The organism is Kitasatospora sp. NPDC004723, assembly GCF_040609255.1.
In the GTDB taxonomy this organism is placed as follows: domain Bacteria; phylum Actinomycetota; class Actinomycetes; order Streptomycetales; family Streptomycetaceae; genus Kitasatospora.
Genome location: NZ_JBEXJT010000001.1, coordinates 604459 through 621021, shown reverse-complemented (window position 1 = coordinate 621021; position 16563 = coordinate 604459). Strand labels below are relative to the sequence as shown.

Genomic DNA, 16563 nt, shown 5'->3' with positions numbered 1-16563 from the left:
CGGGAGAACGACAGCTCAGCAGCTCAGGGCGTCGATCGAGGATCTCAGCGCGCCCGGCACGTCCGGCACCAGCAGGTGCGCGCCGTCCCGGACCACCTGGCGACCGCCGACCACCACGTGCCGCACGTCCGCCGCCGAGGCCGCGAACACCGCGATCTCCGCGCCGAGCCGGGGCGGCGGGCCCGCGGTGCGCACCGAGTCCAGCGCGATCACGGTGAAGTCGGCCAGGGCGCCGGCCTCGATCCGCCCGGCCTCGGGCCAGCCGAGCGAGGCGTGCCCGTCCTCGGTACCGGCCCGCAGCAGCGCGTTGGCCGTCCAGTGGCCGCGGGTGCGGGTGCGCAGCCGCTCGTCCAGCTCCAGTGCCCGGGCCTCCTCGAACGGGTCGACGACGGCGTGGCTGTCGCTGCCGAGGGTGATCGGGCAGCCGCCGGAGGCCAGCTGCCGGGCCGGGCCGATGCCGTCCGCGAGGTCCCGTTCGGTCGTGGGGCACATGCAGACGGCGGTGGAGGAGTCGGTCAGCAGCTTGACGTCCTCCTCGGTGAGGTGGGTGGCGTGCACGGCCGAGGTGCGCGGGCCGAGCGCGCCGTGGTCGGCGAGCAGCCGGGTCGGGGTGACCCCGTGCGCGGCGAGGCAGGCGTCGTTCTCGGCGGTCTGCTCGGACAGGTGGACGTGCAGTGGCGCCTCGCGCATCGCCGCCCAGTGGGCGACGGTGCCGAGCTGCTCCGCGGGCACGGCGCGCACCGAGTGGACGGCGGCGCCGATCCGGGCGTGCGCGCGCGGGCGCAGGGCGTCGGCCCGCTCGGCCCAGGCGTCGGCGTCACCGTCGCTGAACCGGAGCTGCGGCCTGGTCGGCTCGGCGCCGAAGCCGGAGGACAGGTAGCAGGTGTCGAGCAGGGTGATCCGGATGCCGGCCCGGGCGGCGGCCTCGATCAGCGCCTCGCCCATCGCGTTGGGGTCGTCGTAGCGGACGCCGCCGGGCGCGTGGTGCAGGTAGTGGAACTCGCCGACGGCGGTGATCCCGGCGAGCGCCATCTCCGCGTAGACGGCGGTGGCGAGCGCCAGATAGCGGTCCGGGTCGAGCGCTCCGGCGAACCGGTACATGGTGTCGCGCCAGGTCCAGAAGGTGCCGGAGCCGACCTGGACATGGCCGCGCAGCGCCCGGTGGAAGGCGTGCGAGTGGGCGTTGGCCTGGCCCGGCAGCAGCAGCCCCGCCAGCCGGACGGCGCCGGGCGGGCAGGGCCCGCTGTCCGGCCGCACCTCGGTGATCCTGCCGTCGGCGCCGGTGCCGATCAGGACGTCCTGCTCGACCACCGGCCCGTTCACGTGCGGCAGCCACGCGTACTGCGCCCAGAAGGTTGTCATTTGCGCGCCTCCGGCACGGCCTACTGACACGCCAGGTCCTCCAGTACGTCGGCGAGGGCGGCGACGCCGGCCAGGCAGTCGGCCGTCTCGGCGTGTTCCGCCGGGGAGTGCGAGACACCGCTGGGGTTCCGCACGAACAGCATGGCGGTCGGCACGGCCGATGCCAGGATCCCGGCGTCGTGTCCCGCGCCGGTGGGCAGCACCGGGGCGCCGCCGAGGCGGGCGGCGAGGCGGTCGCGCAGCGGGCCGTCGAAGTCCACCACCGGGGTGTAGGACTCACGGGTCAGCTCGACCCGGACGCCGTCGCGCCCGCCGCGCTCGGCCGCGGCGTGTTCGATCTCCGCGACCAGCTCGGTGAGGGTGGCCTCGTCGGCCGCCCGGGAGTCCAGCCAGCCGCGGACCAGCGAGGCGATCGCGTTGGTGCCGTTGGGCTCGACGGCGACCTTGCCGAAGGTGGCCAGCGCGCCCGCGAGCCGCGCCTTCTTGCGGGCGGCGAGCACGGTGGTGGCGTAGGTCAGCATCGGGTCGCGACGGTCCTCGATCCGGGTGGTGCCGGCGTGGTTGGCCTCGCCGTGGAAGTCGAACCGCCACCGGCCGTGCGGCCAGATCGCCGAGGCGACGCCGACCGGGCGGTCCTCGGCGAGGTGGCGGCCCTGCTCGACGTGGAGCTCGACGAAGGCGCCGATCCGGGCGAGCCGCTCGCCGTCGGCGCCGATCGCGGTCGGGTCCTGGCCGGCCCGCTCCATCGCGTCCGGCAGCCGCACCCCGTCGGCGTCGCGCAGCTCGTACGCGGCCTCCCGGCCGAGCACCCCGGCACTGAGCCGGGAGCCGATGCAGGCCACGCCGAACCGGGCGCCCTCCTCGTCGCCGAAGTTGACGACCGCCAGCGGCCTGCTGAACCGCGAGTTCCTGGCACGCAGTTCGTCCAGCGCCGCGAAGGAGGACACCACGCCGAGCGGGCCGTCGAAGGCGCCGCCGTCGGGGACGGAGTCCAGGTGCGAGCCGGTGACCACGGCGCCGCCCGCCTCCGGATCGCCCAGCCAGGCCCACTGGTTGCCGTTGCGGTCCAGCTCGTAGGCCAGGCCGCGGTCACGGGCCTGCTGCGCGAACCAGGCGCGGCACTCGGCGTCGGCGGCGTTCCAGGCGAACCGGCGGTAGCCGCCGGACGCGGCGGAGCGGCCCACGGGGAGCAGCTCCGCCCACATCCGCTCGAAGCTTCCGGCGGTCAGCCCGGTCACAGCTCGCCCATCGGGACGCGGACACCGCGCTCGTCGGCGACCTCGACGGCCCGGTCGTAGCCGGCGTCGACGTGCCGGATGACGCCCATGCCCGGGTCGTTGGTGAGCACCCGGCGGATCTTCTCGCCGGCCAGCGCGGTGCCGTCGGCGACGGTGACCTGCCCGGCGTGGATCGAGCGGCCGATGCCGACGCCGCCGCCGTGGTGGATGGAGACCCAGGACGCGCCGGAGGCGACGTTGACCATGGCGTTGAGCAGCGGCCAGTCGGCGATCGCGTCGGAGCCGTCGAGCATCGACTCGGTCTCCCGGTAGGGGGAGGCGACCGAGCCGCAGTCCAGGTGGTCGCGGCCGATGACGATCGGCGCGGACAGCTCGCCGGAGGCGACCATGTCGTTGAACCGCTCGCCGGCCTTGTCGCGCTCGCCGTAGCCGAGCCAGCAGATCCGCGCGGGCAGGCCCTGGAAGTGCACCTTCTCCTGGGCCATCCGGATCCAGCGGTGCAGCGACTCGTTCTCCGGGAAGAGGTCGAGGACGGCCTTGTCGGTCTTCCGGATGTCCTGCGGGTCGCCGGACAGGGCGGCCCAGCGGAACGGGCCCTTGCCCTCGCAGAACAGCGGCCGGATGTAGGCGGGGACGAAGCCGGGGAAGGCGAAGGCGCGGTCGTAGCCGGCCAGCTGGGCCTCGCCGCGGATCGAGTTGCCGTAGTCGAAGACCTCGGCGCCGCGGTCCTGGAAGCCGACCATCGCCTCGACGTGCCGGGCCATCGACTCGCGGGCGCGCTGGGTGAACTCGGCGGGCTTCTCGGCGGCGTAGTCGGCCATGTCGTCGAAGGCGACGCCGACCGGCAGGTAGCTCAGCGGGTCGTGGGCGCTGGTCTGGTCGGTGACGATGTCGATCGGCGCGTCCATCGCGAGCAGCTGCGGGACCAGCTCGGCGGCGTTGCCGAGCACGCCGATGGAGAGCGGCTGCCGCTTGTCGCGGGCGGCGGTGGCGAGCTCCAGGGCGTGGCCGAGGTCCTTGGCCTCGACGTCCAGGTAGCGGTGCTCGATCCGGCGGGCGATCCGGGACGGGTCGCAGTCGACGCAGATCGCCACGCCGCCGTTCATGGTGACGGCGAGCGGCTGGGCGCCGCCCATGCCGCCGAGGCCGGCGGTGAGGGTGATGGTGCCCGCCAGGGTGCCGTCGAACCGCTTGTCGGCGACGGCGGCGAAGGTCTCGTAGGTGCCCTGGAGGATGCCCTGGGTGCCGATGTAGATCCACGAACCGGCGGTCATCTGCCCGTACATGGTGAGCCCGAGGCTCTCCAGCCGGCGGAACTCCTCCCAGTTGGCCCAGTCGCCGACCAGGTTGGAGTTGGCGATCAGCACCCGCGGCGCCCACTCGTGGGTCTGCATGACGCCGACCGGCCGCCCGGACTGCACCAGCATGGTCTCGTCCTGCTTCAGCCCCTGGAGCGTGCGCACCATGGCATCGAAGGAGCGCCAGTCGCGCGCCGCCTTGCCGGTGCCGCCGTAGACGACCAGCTTCGACGGGTGCTCGGCCACCTCGGGGTCGAGGTTGTTCATCAGCATCCGCAGAGCCGCCTCCTGCTGCCACCCCTGCGTCGTCAGCGCCGTTCCCCGTGCCGCCCGCACCTCGCGCGGTCCGCTCACCTGCTGCACCATGTCCCGGTCTCCTTGCGGATGAATTCATTCAGGCTCAACTTGGCTGAATATATCCAAACATTCAGCCCTCGGCCAGGGGTCGGACACCACCGGCCGGAAAACCATCGGCGCCCACCGCGACGCACCACCATGCTGCGCACGAACCAACGGGACTGCCCCGTCCGGTCGATCCTTGGGGGGATCTCTGTGACCTTGACGCCTACGGGAACGGCACCGGCAACGGCACCGCGACCGCGCTGTGGACGTGCAACGGCGGCGGCAACCAGGTCCGGCTGCCGCAGGCGGACGGCACGGTGTTCAACCCGCGGTCCGGCCGTTGCCTCGCCCCCTGGAACTCAAGCGCACCGGCAGGGCCCCGCCGCACTCCGCGGCGGGGTCCTGCCGCGTTCGCGCGGCGGCACGCACCGGTCACGCGGCGGCGTCGTCGCCCCAGCGGATGCCGATCTCCTCCAGCCAGCGGCGGTCGGCGTCGTCGGGGACGACGGCCGCCGGGGCGCCGGGGGGCACGGGGTTGCGGGGCGGGCGAGGGATCTCCTGGACGGGGCCGAGGCCGTACCGTTCGGCGGCCGCGGCGGCACGGGCATCGGGTTCGATCACCCCGACGTGGACGACGGTCTCGTCGCCCGGATCGAGGACGGTGAGTTCGGGGTCGGGCAGACGGCGCAGGGTGACACGGCGTCCGCAGGTCGGGCAGGACCACTCGTCGGATCCGGAGGCGAGCCGGCCGACGAACTTCATCTCGTGGATCACACGCATGGCGGCACCCCCTGACGGAGTGATGCCCGCCCCGGACGGGTCGCCAACCTGCGGATACGGCGCCGCGTCGGGCCGCGTCCTACTCCAGGAACAGCCCGCGGGCCGCCGCCGACTGCTCGATGGACTCCAACCGCGCCTCGGTGCCCGGGAGTTCGTCGCACATGCGCTGCAGCAGCACCCGGCCGAGCATCATCGGCGCGCAGGCCGTGTCGAAGACCAGGCCGGTGCCGACGGCGGCCGGCAGCATCAGGTCGGAGAGCTTGGCGACCGGCGCGAAGACGCTGTCGGCCACCGTGATGACGGTCAGTCCGCAGTCCCGGGCCACCGTCAGGGCGTCCATCAGCTCGCGCGGGTAGCGCGGCAGGGCGAAGCAGAGCAGCGCGCTCGCGCCCGCCGCGGAGGCCTGTTCGAGGCGGTCGGCGAGCATGCTGCCGCCCTCGTCGAGCAGCCGGATGTCCGGGTGCACCTTGGCGGCGAAGTACGCGAAGCCGCGCGCCTGCGCGGAGGCGGCCCGCAGGCCGAGGACGGGCAGCGGGCGGGAGGCCGCGAGCAGCCGGGCGGCGCGGGTGACGGGCTCGGGGTCGGCGAGCAGTTCGGCGAGGTGGCGCAGGTGCTCGATCTCGGCGAGGACGGCCTGCTGGTGCTCGTTGCGCACGGCGTCGGCCGGGCTCTCGGGGGCGGCGGGCTCGCCGGCGCCGAGTTCGCGCAGCTGCTTGCGCAGCGCCGGGTAGCCGTCGTAACCGAGGGCCACCGCGAAGCGGGTCACCGACGGCTGGCTGACGCCGGCGAGTTCGGCGACCTCGACGCTGGAGAGGAACGGCGCCTGGGTGGCGTGCCGCACCAGCGAGTGCGCGATCCGCCGCTGGGTGGGGGTGAGCCGGTGGCCTTCGAAGAGCTGGAGCAGCCGGGCGGAGGGACCGACCGGGCCGGCGTCGTCGGTGGCGGTCATGGCGGTACCTCCGGATGCGAGCTGTTCGGATGACTGTGCAGCAGCGGCGGGCCGCTGGCAAAGACGTCTCGTACGACGGAACGCCGGCTGAGACGTCCGGAATGTGACCGGGCACGGGCCGTGGACGGACCGCGGACGGACCGTGGACGGACCGGGCAGCGACCGCCCGCGGCCTCGGGGTGACCCTGAAATCCCCCTGAGTCCGCCCCGAGATAGCGGCGAACGGGTGGACCGGCCCGGCCCGGCGGGCCCAGTCTGGTGTCCATGGAAACTCGCCAGGACAGCCTGCGGCGCGATCTGGACGCCACGCTGGAGGCCCGCAAGGAACTCGGCAAGGAGTACGAGTCGGAGCTCATCGACTCCTTCCTCTCCCGGCTGGACGCCCGGCTCGACGCCCGGGTGGAGCGCCGGGTCGCCGAGCGGCTCGGTCCGGCCGACGGGTACGGCCGCCCGGCCGAGGCCGGCCGCTCCTACGGCCCGCCGGGGTACGGGCCCCGGCCGCACCGTTCCGGCCGTTCGGGCATCCGGCTGCCGGTCATCTCCCTGGCGCTGGGCATCCCGCTGTCCGGCATCGCCGCCGGCGCCGGCGGGTTCTGGGGCCTGCTGGTCTGCTGGAGCGGCATCGTCGGCGTCAATGTGTCGGCCGCGCTGGCCGAGCGCGCGGAGGAGAGGCGCCGGCCGGCGGACGCGGGGAGCGAGTGGGAGTAGCCGGGGCTCCCGAGCCGCCGCCGCCTCTCCCACCCGCTCCGTCCGGTCCATCTGCTCCACCGGGGTCCACCCGCTCCGCGCGGTCCGTCCGGCCGTCGGGCGTCGGGCGTCGTCGGACCGTCAGGCCGTCGAGCCGTCAGGCCGTCCGGCGCCGTCAGGCCAGCGGCCCGGTGACCTGCTCGACGGCCCGCACCAGCTCGCCGGAGGCGACCAGCGCGGCCGCGGCCTCCAGGTCCGGCGACAGGAAGCGGTCGCGCCCGGCGCCGCCCACCCCGGCGGCGCGGGCGGCGGCCATCGCGGCGGTGGTGGCCGGGGCCGGGGTGCCACCGGAGCCGTCGGCCTGCCCGCGGATCTCCAGGGCCCGCGCGGCGGCGGTGAGTTCGACGGCGAGGATGCGGCCGAGGTTCTCCACCGCCTGGCGCAGCTTGCGAGCGGCGGACCAGCCCATCGAGACGTGGTCCTCCTGCATGGCCGAGGAGGGGATCGAGTCGACCGAGGCCGGCACCGCGAGCCGCTTGTTCTCGCTGACCAGCGCCGCCTGGGTGTACTGGGCGATCATCAGACCGGAGTCCACGCCCGGGTCGTCGGCCAGGAAGGCCGGCAGGCCGTGCGAACGGGCCTTGTCGAGCAGCCGGTCGGTGCGGCGCTCGGAGATCGAGCCGAGGTCGGCGGCGGCGATGGCGAGGAAGTCCAGCACGTAGGCGACCGGGGCGCCGTGGAAGTTGCCGTTGGACTCGACGCGGCCGTCCGGCAGCACCACCGGGTTGTCGACCGAGGCGGCCAGCTCGCGGGAGGCGACCAGCCGGGCGTGCGCGAGGGTGTCCCGGCCGGCGCCGGCCACCTGCGGGGCGCAGCGGATCGAGTAGGCGTCCTGGACGCGCGGGGCGTCGTCCTGGTGGTGGCCGGTGAGGCCGGAGCCCTTGAGCACGGCGAGCATGTTGGCGGCGGACAGCGCCTGCCCGGGGTGCGGGCGGATCGGGGCGTGCAGCTCGGGGGCGAGCACCTTGTCGGTGCCGAGCAGCGCCTCCAGGGTCATCGCGGCGGTGATGTCGGCGGTGGTGAACAGCCGCTGCAGGTCGGCGATGGCCATGACGAGCATGCCGAGCATGCCGTCGGTGCCGTTGATGAGGGCGAGGCCCTCCTTCTCCAGCAGCTCGACGGGCTCGATGCCGGCGGCGGCGAGCAGTTCGCCGGCGGGCTTCTCGACGCCGTCGGGACCGGTCGCCACGCCCTCGCCCATCAGGACGAGCGCGCAGTGCGAGAGCGGCGCGAGGTCGCCGGAGCAGCCGAGCGAGCCGAACTCGCGGACCACCGGGGTGATGCCGGCGTTGAGGATCGCGGCCATGGTCCCGGCGACCAGGGGGCGCACCCCGGTGCGGCCGCTGGCGAGCGTCTTCATGCGCAGGAACATCAGCGCGCGGACGACCTCGCGCTCCACCGCCGGGCCCATGCCCGCGGCGTGCGAGCGCACCAGCGAGCGCTGCAGCTGGGCGCGCAGCTCGGGGCTGATGTGCCGGACGGCGAGGGCGCCGAAGCCGGTGGAGACTCCGTAGACGGGGCGCGGTTCGGCGGCCAGGGCGTCGATCCGGGCGCGCGCGGCGGCCATCTCGGCGAGCGCGTCGGGACCGATCTCGACCCGGGCGTTCCCCCGGGCGACGGCCAGCACGTCCTCGGCGCTGACATCGGCCTTGCCGACCTGGACGAGCGGCGCGTGGGGGGCCGCAGCACTGTGCATATCCATATACACCATCTCATCAGGTGAATGAAGATATGACAACCACCCTGGTGCGATGGAAAGTCGACCATGATGCGGGCAGTCATCAGGATTTTCGAATATCCCGCCCGGTGACGCACGCTGTGGGGGCGGGGAGGCGGACGGCGGGGCGCCGGTCGCGGCGGACGGAGAGGCAGGCGGGACGATGACGCGGGCGACGGCACGGCGGCGGGTGCTCCGGCTGCGCGGGGACGGCCGCACCTTCCGGCCGGACGCGCTGGCCGCCGAGGAACCGCTGGAGATCCGGCTCGGCGGCGAACCGCTCACCGTCACCATGCGCACCCCCGGCCAGGACTTCGACCTGGTGGCGGGCTTCCTGGTCGGCGAGGGGATCGTGCACACCGCCGAGGACCTCGCGGCGCTGCGCTACTGCGCCGGAACCGACGAGAACGGCGCCAACACCTACAACGTGGTGGACGCGACGCCACGCGGCGCCGCCACCGCCCTGCCGCTCTCCGCGCACCGCAACCTGCTCACCACCAGCGCCTGCGGCCTGTGCGGCCGGGACACCGTGGACGCCGTGCGCACCCACGTCCGCCACCCGGTCGGCGACGACCCGCTGACCGTCCCGCCCGCGCTGCTGTACGGACTGCCGGACCGGCTGCGCGCCGCCCAGCGGACCTTCGACTCCACCGGCGGCCTGCACGCCGCCGGACTGTTCGACGGCCGCAGCGGCGAGCTGCTCTGCGCCCGCGAGGACGTCGGGCGGCACAACGCGGTGGACAAGGTGGTCGGCTGGGCGCTGCGCGAGGGCCGGCTGCCGCTGACCGGGCACGTGCTCCTGGTCAGCGGCCGGGCCTCGTTCGAGCTGACCCAGAAGGCGGCACTGGCCGGCGTACCGCTGCTGGCCGCGGTCTCGGCGCCGTCCTCGCTCGCCGTGGACCTCGCCGAGGAGCTGGGCCTCACCCTGGTCGGCTTCCTGCGCGGCGAGGGCGCCAACGTCTACACCCGTCCCGACCGGATCGGCTGACCGGGCCTCACCCCAGCTCCGCCTCGACGAGGTCCGCCGCGCGCGCCGTGCCGCCCTCGGCGCGGGCCTCGGCACGCAGCGCGGCTAGGCGGGCGGCCACCGCCGGGTCGCCGGTCAGTTCCAGCAGTGCGGCACGCAGCGCGGCGGCCGTCGCGTCCTCGGTGTCCAGCCGCCGGGCCACACCGAGCGCCACCAGCGAGTCCGCGTTGGCGAACTGGTCGACGGCCTGCGGCACCGCGATCATCGGCACGCCGTGGTACAGGCCCTCGCTCGCGCCGCCGGTGCCGGCGTGGGTGACGAAGGCGTCCGCCTGCGCCAGCACGTCGAACTGCGGCACCCAGCGGTGCACCTCGACGTTGGCCGCCACCTCGCCGAGCGCGGCGAGGTCGACGTACTTGCCGACCTGCAGCACGACGTGCCAGCCGGGCAGGGCACCGAAGGCCGCCAGGCACTCCCGGTAGAAGGCGGGCCGGTCGGTGAAGGCCGAGCCGAGCGAGACCAGCAGCACCTTCTCCGCGCCGTCGGGCCGCTGCCAGCGGCCTTGGTGCGCGCGGTCGCCGAAGCACTGGCCGACGAAGGTGATCCGCTCGGGGTCGACCCGCTCGGCATTGGGCTGCAGGGCGCGCGGGATCAGTGCGAGTGCGCGGTCCGGGCGGTTCTTGAACCGCTCGACGTCCCGCTCGACGGCCCCGGCCCCGGCCAGCCAGTCGCCGAACCGCCGGTAGTGCTCGGGGCCGCCGGGCCCGGTGCGGAGCGCCTCGAAGAGCCCGGCCATGTCCTGCTCGAAGCCCTCCCAGCCGACCATGGTGGGCGAGAGCTGGAGCACCGGCACGGCGTGGGCCTCGGCGACCGCCCGCGCGGCGTAACCGCCGATGTCGTGGAGCACCAGGTCGGGCCGGTCCTCGGCGAACAGTTTCTGCAGGACAGGGGTCATGGCGAGGGCGTCGTCGAGGAAGACGTCCTGGACGGCGACCGGGTCCTCCGGCCACCCCGCGGGATCGGCGTCCAGCGGCAGCGCCGTCGGGTACGGGACGAGCGTGGCGCCGGTGGCGGCGACGGTCCCGGCGAAGGACGGGTCGTTGACGTAGCTGACCCGGTGGCCCCGGGCGACGAGTTCGGCGATCAGGGCGAGGCTCGGGTTGACGTGGCCGTGGGCCGGGATGGAGGCCATGACGATGTGGGCGCTGGAGCGGGTCATCTCGTGTTCCCCTCGATATGCGTGAGACGAGACGGTTCGTCTCGCTGATGCTCCATAAGCATGCGCCGTCCGAAGGAGTGCTGTCAAGACAATACGGTCCGTCTCGCCACCTCGTTAGGATGGCCACCGTGGCCAGACAGCAGAACGCCCCCGACCCCAGCCGCCGCAACGAGCAGAGCCGCACGGCGATCCTCACCGCCGCCGGCGAGCTCGTCGCCGAGATCGGCTTCGGCAAGCTCACCATCGAGAAGATCGCCGCCCGCGCCGGCGTCGGCAAGCAGACCATCTACCGCTGGTGGCCGTCCAAGGGCGCCGTCGTCTTCGACTCCTTCCTCGCCGCCAACGAGAACGCCTCCGGCAGCCTCGCCCTCCCCGACACCGGCGACCTCACCGAGGACCTGCGGACCCTCCTGCGGGGCACCGTCCTCGAACTCGCCGACCCCGCCTTCAACCGGACCGGACGCGCCCTGGCCGCCGAGGTCCTCACCGACCCCGACCTGCTGCGCGAATACCGCGAACGGCTGCTGGACCCACTGCTGGAGGTCACCCGCGACCGCCTGCGGGCCGCCCGGGAGGCCGGGCAGCTGCGGGCGGACGCGGACCTGGACCTCGCCCTCGAACTCCTCTACGGCCCGCTGTACTACCGCTGGCTGCACGGCCTCGGCCCGCTCGACGCCGACTACGCGGACCAGGTGGCGGCCGCCCTGCTGAGCGCCTTCGGCACCACCGGCGGCTGAGCCCGCGGCCCGGTTCAGGACCGGTTGCGGCGGCGCAGCACCAGCACCACGGCGATGATCACGACGATCACCACCAGCACCACGACGGCGCCGATGATCAGGCCGATGAACTTGCCGAGGCCCTTCTTCTTCTTTTTCTTGTCCTTGTCCTTGGCCAGCTGAGTGGTGGTGCCGTGCCGGTCCGCCGTCACGCCGGTCCGGACCTCCTGGACGGCCCTGCCGCCCGCCACCGTGCTTGCCGTGCTTGCCGTGCTCGACGTACTCACCACCGGCGCCGCCGAGGCCGCCGGAGCGGCGGCCAATCCGGCGCCGCCGAAGGCGAGCACCGCGGACAGAACCAGACCCGTCAACCGAGCGCGCACAGGAACCAACCCCCGACATCCGACCCGGCGGCGCCCCGACGGCCCACCGACCGCCGAAACCTTCCCACGCACGCCCCGCCGCGCCCACCCCCGCGACCGGACCGCGACCCGCTCGGGACACACCGGTCACCGAAGCGCCACACTCCCCCCGCCCCGCGGCCCCCGCCCGTCCGAAGCAGCGACGCCATCGGCGACGGCCGCCGGCCCCGCCTCAGCCTTCCGGTGGGGAGGCGGGGCCGGCCAGGGCGACGGCGGCCAGGGCGCGCAGTGCGGCGGCGACCTGCCCGAGCGGGAGGGTGGCGTCGTCGGCGAAGAGCTCCAGGAGCCAGCCGCCCGCCGCGTTCTGGCCGCCGGCGGCCACCATGCCGCGGTAGCCGGAGACCACCAGCATCGCTTCCTCCGCCGGGTCGTTGCCCGCCGCGCCCGCCCGCAGGGCGAAGGCGCCGCCGCGCACGGCCCGGCGGGTCATCGGGTAGTGGCGGAGGTCGAAGACCGCGTCCGGGGCCTCGATCTGGGCCCGCTGGGTCTCCGCCCGGGTGCTGCTCGGCCCGCTGGTCATCCGGTAGACGGCGTGCCGGGCGGTGCGCATCAGCTGTGAGCCGGGCGGCACGTAGGAGATCCACCAGCCGACCGCGTCCAGCAGCCGGGCCGAGGTCTCGGCCACGACGGCGAGCTTGCCGATGGTGTCGGCCGGGTGCACGGCCCGCACCGCGCCCTGCTGGTCGAGCGCGGCGAGCACCGCCGTGAGCAGCTGCCCCGGGTCGGCGCTGTGCGCGGCGCCGCGGAACCGCCGCCGGTCCCCGGCCCCGGCCCGGCCGCCGGGGCGGAACCGGCCGTCGCCGCGGTGCTGCGGCTCGGCGGCGTCGGCGAGCAGCACCGTCGGGTCGGGCGCGAAGCCGGGGCCGTGGCTGCGCCCGGCCACCACCGGGTGGGCGGCCCGGGCGGCCTTGGCCCGGTACTGGGCGGCGTCGGCGAGCCGGAACAGCCGGTCGGGAGTGGTGACGGGACCGATCGAGTCGCCGGTGGAGGCGACCCCGCAGGCCACCCCCTCGCCCTCGGACAGGGCCAGTGCCCGCGCGCACAGCTCCTCGGCGACGGCCACCACCTCGTCCGCCTTCTGCCCCTCGACGAGCAGGCAGAACTCGTCGCCGCCGAGCCGGGCGGCGAGGCTGCCGGGGAGCTTGGCGGCGGCCAGCGACAGCTGGTGGGCGAACCGTTCGAGCAGCCGGTCGCCGACCTCGTGGCCGAGCTGGTCGTTGACCCGCTTCAGGCCGTTGACGTCGCAGACCACCAGCGAGACCACCGTGTTGTCCCGGTTGTGCGCGGCCAGCGCGCTCTCCAGCCGGGCGTCCACCGCACGCCGGTTGGCGAGTCCGGTGAGCGGGTCGGAGAAGGCGAGCCGGCGCAGGTCGGCGAGGCGTTCGGTCTGGGCCAGGCCGGCCGAGATCTGGGCGGCCAGCAGGGTCGCGTAGTCGGCGTCGGCCTCGGTGAAGGCGGGCGTCCCCGCGGTGCGGGCGAGGTAGAGCTCGCCCCAGGCCTGCCCGTGCAGCACGATCGGCGCGACCACGCAGCAGGCCCGGCCGCGCCGGCGCAGCGCGGCGGCGCGCTCCTGGCAGTACGCGCCGGCGGTCGGGTGCGCGTGCCCGGCGTGCGGCTGGCTGCTGTCGGCGGTCTGCACCCAGGCGCGCGGCAGCCGGCCGGTGGTCCAGCGCTCTTCCAGGTACGTGACGATCTCGGGGAAGTCGGCCACCGGGTAGGACTCGTCCTCCGGCAGCTCCTCCTCCCCCGGGGCGAGTTCGCCGTGGTTGACCAGGACCCGCAGCCGGCCGGACTCGCGGTCCCAGACCGAGACGGCGGCCATCGTCGCGCCGAGCGCCCCGGTGGCGCGGGCGGCGGCGGCCCGGACGGCCTCCAGTGGGGTGAGCGCTCCGGCCATGTCCTGGGCGAGCTCGACGACGGCCTTCAGCCGCGCGTCGGTGGCCGGACCGCCCCCCGGAGCCTGTCCCGCCCCGGGCTCGGGGACGACGGGCGGCTGCTGGGCCCGGTCGCGGTCCGTCATGATCGCCTCGCTGCTCACCGGCTCGCCTCGCTCCCTGTGCTCGGTCCTGCTGGTGCTCGGTCCTGCTGGTGGTCCGTCCGGACGCCCGCCCCCGCGGGCGGCGTGCGTGGCCACACCCCGACCCGCTCCTACCCGTCCGACGGCGCCGCCACCGCGGCCGATCGCACCGGGGCGCCTGCACCAAGACTATGGCGGATTCGTTCGGTTATGCCCCGTTTTCGACTTCGCACCCGCACGACCGCGCGGCAGTCCGCCGTTGGGCGTGTCGTGGTGTGTCGCCGCGCAGTCGCGGTCTGCCGCGGTGCCGTGGCGGGGTTGCCGCGGTGCTGTCGCGGGGTTGCCGCGGTGCCGTCGCGGCGCGGCCGGGCGGCGCGCGGCTACGCGGGGCGCGCCCGCCGGGAGAGCAGCCACGGCTCGACCAGCCCGAGCCCGCGCACCGGCCGGCGCCACATCGGCTGCAGGTTGAACCGGTGGGCGGCCTCCGGCCCCGGGGCCGACGGTCCCGCCGGGGGCAGTCCGGCCGCCGCCGACAGCGCCTCGGCGAGCCCCGGCCCGTCCGCGTCGGGCGGCGCGACGCTGCCGTTCTGCTCCAGCGCGGCCGCGAACTCGCCGTCGATCAGCACCGCGTCCTTGGGCGCGATCGAGGTGAGCCGGCTGGCCAGGTTGACCGTCGTACCGAACACGTCGCCCATCCGCGAGGTGACCGTGCCGAAGGCCATGCCGACCCGCAGCGCGGGGATGGTGTCGTCCTCGGCCAGCGCCTCGATCAGGCCCAGCGCGATCCCGGCGGCGGTCACCGGGTCCTCGGAGACGAAGAGGATCTCGTCGCCGAGCGTCTTGATCACCCGGCCGCCCTGGCCGGCGATGAGGTCGGAGCAGGTGTTCTCGAAGGTCTCGACCAGCTCGCCGAGCTCCTCCTCCTCCAGCCGCCGCGACAGCCGGGTGAAGCCGACCAGGTCGGCGAAGCAGACGGCGAGCCTGCCGCTGGTGATCTCGTTGTCCTCGGCGGCCTGCACCACCCGGCCGGTGACGGCGGCCAGCTGGCGCCGCCAGACGTACACCAGGAACTGCTCCAGCTCCGGCAGCAGCAGCTCGACCAGCGGGTACGCGACGTCGGCGCGGGTCAGGCCGGGTTCGACGGACTGGGTGAGGTTCTCCAGGAAGGTGTCCATCTGCCAGCCGGCCAGCCGGGCCGTGGTCTGGCCGGTGGAGCGGGCCACCTGGATCGCCATCGACTCGCTCAGCAGGCCCGACTCGACCAGGCCGGCCAGCCGGCGCAGCGCGATCACGTCACCGTCGGTCAGCGCCCTGGACTGTCCGATGTCCGGGAAGCCCATCGCCCGCCAGAAACGGGTGGCCAGTTCCATCGGGACGTCGGCCGCGCGGGCGGCCTGGTACGGGGTGTAGCGGCGCGGCGCGTCCAGGATCAGGCGTTCGAGGTCGAGGGCGACGGTCTGGTCGTCGGAGCCCGCCGGGCCGCCGTTGCCGCCGGCGCCGTTGCCGCCGCCGTTGCTGCCGTCCTCTGCCACCGGTCCGTCCCCGTGCGGTCGCCGCACTCGCCTCGTCTCCTGCGTGTCCGGCGCGCCCGCCACCCGGCGGGCAGTGGCGCGCCTCACACTGCTGCCAGGTGGAATGTTCGCACGGAATCGCGCGATCCGGGGCATCCGCCCGGGTCAAGGGGAGGTAAGGGGACGCACGGGGCGCCCGCCCGGCGCACGGCACCGGCCCCGCGCGGCGCGGGCCCCGCGCGGTACAGGCCCCCCGCCCCGCACGCCCCCGCCCGGTGCGCGGCTACTCGGTGCGCGGCTACTCGGCGGCGCGCGGCTCCGGACGCACGTGGACGACGTCCCCCGCGCCGACCGCCCGCCGGCCGCCGTCCGGGGTACGGATCACCAGCCGGCCGTCCCCGTCCACCGCGACCGCCTCGCCGCGCAGTTCGCGGTCGCCGGGCAGCAGCACCTTCACCGGCCGCCCCAGCGTGGTGCACCGGGCCGCGTAGGCGCGCAGCAGGCCGCTGCTGTGCGGGTCGCCGGCGGCGGCCGTCCACTCGCCGTACAGCTCGGCGAACTCGCGCAGCAGGGCGCGCAGCAGGGTGGACCGGTCGGTGACGGCGGCGCCGGCCAGGGCGAGCGAGGCGGCGGTGGGGACGGGCAGTTCGGCGGCGCGCAGCGAGACGTTGAGGCCGAGGCCGGCGACCACCGCACCGCCGCCCAGCTCGGTGAGGATGCCGCCGAGCTTGCGCTCCGCGCCGTCGATCTCCACCTGCAGGTCGTTGGGCCACTTCAGGCCGACCTCGACCTCGGCGACCCGGCTCAGGGTGCTCGCGGCGGCGACGCCGACCAGGATCGGCAGCCAGCCGTACCGTTCGACGGGTACTCCGTCCGGGCGAAGCAGGACGGAGAGGAAGAGACCGGAGCGGGCGGGGGCGCTCCACTGCCGTTCGAGCCGGCCGCGGCCGGAGTTCTGGGCCTCGGCGACCAGCACCGCGCCCTGCGGGGCGCCCTCGCGGGCCCGGGCGGCGAGGTCGGTGTTGGTGGAGCCGGTCTCCTCGACGACGTCGATCGAGGTCCAGAGCCCGCCGGGGCGCAGCAGGTCCCGGCGCAGCGCGGCGGCGTCCAGCGGCGGGCGGTCCAGATCGGTCCACGGGGACGGCCCGGCGTGGCCGAGACCGCGCAGTCCACTGCGGCGGGGCGTGTCGGAGGTCATGCGGTTCACCCTAGGACGTGTCGCGGATCGCGGCTCCCCGGCCGTAGGCCGCCCCATCGTCTCCCAGAACCGGCGTCAAC

At 75.0% G+C, this 16563-nt stretch carries 13 protein-coding genes and 1 pseudogene; 3 read left to right on the top strand and 11 right to left on the bottom strand.

Annotation, left to right across the window (positions count from 1 at the left end; all coding sequences use genetic code 11):
• Window positions 1–15 precede the first annotated feature (15 nt).
• The 5 genes from ABZW10_RS02975 to ABZW10_RS02955 form a co-directional block, all read right to left on the bottom strand.
• Window positions 16–1362 carry a formimidoylglutamate deiminase gene (locus ABZW10_RS02975; protein WP_355358805.1) on the bottom strand — a complete coding sequence of 449 codons (1347 nt, stop codon included), beginning with the start codon at window positions 1360–1362 and terminating at the stop codon, window positions 16–18.
• Window positions 1363–1382: 20 nt separating this feature from the next.
• A complete protein-coding gene (locus ABZW10_RS02970) occupies window positions 1383–2567 on the bottom strand; it encodes an allantoate amidohydrolase (protein WP_355358957.1) in 1185 nt (394 codons plus the stop codon).
• A gap of 29 nt (window positions 2568–2596) precedes the next feature.
• Window positions 2597–4252, bottom strand: coding sequence for a urocanate hydratase (hutU, locus tag ABZW10_RS02965; protein ID WP_355358954.1), 1656 nt, complete (start codon window positions 4250–4252; stop codon window positions 2597–2599).
• A gap of 420 nt (window positions 4253–4672) precedes the next feature.
• On the bottom strand, window positions 4673–5020 hold the full coding sequence (locus ABZW10_RS02960; RefSeq protein ID WP_355358802.1) for a hypothetical protein: 348 nt from the start codon (window positions 5018–5020) through the stop codon (window positions 4673–4675).
• Window positions 5021–5099: 79 nt separating this feature from the next.
• The gene (locus ABZW10_RS02955) at window positions 5100–5969 is read right to left on the bottom strand and encodes a MurR/RpiR family transcriptional regulator (RefSeq protein WP_355358799.1); all 870 of its coding nucleotides are present in this window, start codon (window positions 5967–5969) and stop codon (window positions 5100–5102) included.
• 264 nt (window positions 5970–6233) lie between these two features.
• Between ABZW10_RS02955 and ABZW10_RS02950 the strand changes: the two genes are divergently transcribed.
• Window positions 6234–6677, top strand: coding sequence for a hypothetical protein (locus tag ABZW10_RS02950; protein ID WP_355358796.1), 444 nt, complete (start codon window positions 6234–6236; stop codon window positions 6675–6677).
• A 154-nt stretch (window positions 6678–6831) separates the two neighbouring features.
• Here ABZW10_RS02950 and hutH read toward each other — a convergent pair whose 3' ends face one another.
• Window positions 6832–8412: a histidine ammonia-lyase gene (hutH, locus tag ABZW10_RS02945; protein ID WP_355358951.1), complete on the bottom strand. Its 1581-nt coding sequence runs from the start codon at window positions 8410–8412 to the stop codon at window positions 6832–6834.
• A gap of 184 nt (window positions 8413–8596) precedes the next feature.
• Here hutH and fdhD point away from each other — a divergent pair, with 184 nt between their 5' ends.
• Complete coding sequence (gene fdhD / locus ABZW10_RS02940; protein WP_355358793.1) at window positions 8597–9421, top strand: formate dehydrogenase accessory sulfurtransferase FdhD; 825 nt, start codon at window positions 8597–8599, stop codon at window positions 9419–9421.
• Window positions 9422–9428: 7 nt separating this feature from the next.
• Here fdhD and ABZW10_RS02935 read toward each other — a convergent pair whose 3' ends face one another.
• Complete coding sequence (locus ABZW10_RS02935; protein ID WP_355358790.1) at window positions 9429–10619, bottom strand: macrolide family glycosyltransferase; 1191 nt, start codon at window positions 10617–10619, stop codon at window positions 9429–9431.
• A 128-nt stretch (window positions 10620–10747) separates the two neighbouring features.
• Here ABZW10_RS02935 and ABZW10_RS02930 point away from each other — a divergent pair, with 128 nt between their 5' ends.
• Window positions 10748–11356, top strand: coding sequence for a TetR/AcrR family transcriptional regulator (locus ABZW10_RS02930; protein ID WP_355358787.1), 609 nt, complete (start codon window positions 10748–10750; stop codon window positions 11354–11356).
• Window positions 11357–11370: 14 nt separating this feature from the next.
• Here ABZW10_RS02930 and ABZW10_RS02925 read toward each other — a convergent pair whose 3' ends face one another.
• The 4 genes and pseudogenes from ABZW10_RS02925 to ABZW10_RS02910 form a co-directional block, all read right to left on the bottom strand.
• Entirely contained in the window at window positions 11371–11706 is a 336-nt protein-coding gene (locus ABZW10_RS02925; RefSeq protein ID WP_355358784.1) for a hypothetical protein, read from the bottom strand.
• Between the two features lie 922 nt (window positions 11707–12628).
• Window positions 12629–13654 (bottom strand): annotated as a pseudogene (locus ABZW10_RS02920) (diguanylate cyclase); the annotation flags it as partial.
• Window positions 13655–14154: 500 nt separating this feature from the next.
• The gene (locus tag ABZW10_RS02915) at window positions 14155–15306 is read right to left on the bottom strand and encodes an adenylate/guanylate cyclase domain-containing protein (protein ID WP_355358781.1); all 1152 of its coding nucleotides are present in this window, start codon (window positions 15304–15306) and stop codon (window positions 14155–14157) included.
• A gap of 277 nt (window positions 15307–15583) precedes the next feature.
• Window positions 15584–16483, bottom strand: coding sequence for a biotin--[acetyl-CoA-carboxylase] ligase (locus ABZW10_RS02910; protein WP_355358778.1), 900 nt, complete (start codon window positions 16481–16483; stop codon window positions 15584–15586).
• Between the last annotated feature and the right edge of the window lie 80 nt (window positions 16484–16563).

Excerpts from the sequence above, each read along its gene's own strand:
- fdhD (WP_355358793.1), top strand. The coding sequence starts at position 8,597 with ATGACGCGGGCGACGGCACGGCGGCGGGTGCTCCGGCTGCGCGGGGAC.
- ABZW10_RS02975 (WP_355358805.1), bottom strand. The coding sequence starts at position 1,362 with ATGACAACCTTCTGGGCGCAGTACGCGTGGCTGCCGCACGTGAACGGG.
- ABZW10_RS02955 (WP_355358799.1), bottom strand. The coding sequence starts at position 5,969 with ATGACCGCCACCGACGACGCCGGCCCGGTCGGTCCCTCCGCCCGGCTG.
- ABZW10_RS02910 (WP_355358778.1), bottom strand. The coding sequence starts at position 16,483 with ATGACCTCCGACACGCCCCGCCGCAGTGGACTGCGCGGTCTCGGCCAC.
- ABZW10_RS02935 (WP_355358790.1), bottom strand. The coding sequence starts at position 10,619 with ATGACCCGCTCCAGCGCCCACATCGTCATGGCCTCCATCCCGGCCCAC.
- hutH (WP_355358951.1), bottom strand. The coding sequence starts at position 8,412 with ATGCACAGTGCTGCGGCCCCCCACGCGCCGCTCGTCCAGGTCGGCAAG.
- ABZW10_RS02970 (WP_355358957.1), bottom strand. The coding sequence starts at position 2,567 with ATGTGGGCGGAGCTGCTCCCCGTGGGCCGCTCCGCCGCGTCCGGCGGC.
- ABZW10_RS02960 (WP_355358802.1), bottom strand. The coding sequence starts at position 5,020 with ATGCGTGTGATCCACGAGATGAAGTTCGTCGGCCGGCTCGCCTCCGGA.
- ABZW10_RS02950 (WP_355358796.1), top strand. The coding sequence starts at position 6,234 with ATGGAAACTCGCCAGGACAGCCTGCGGCGCGATCTGGACGCCACGCTG.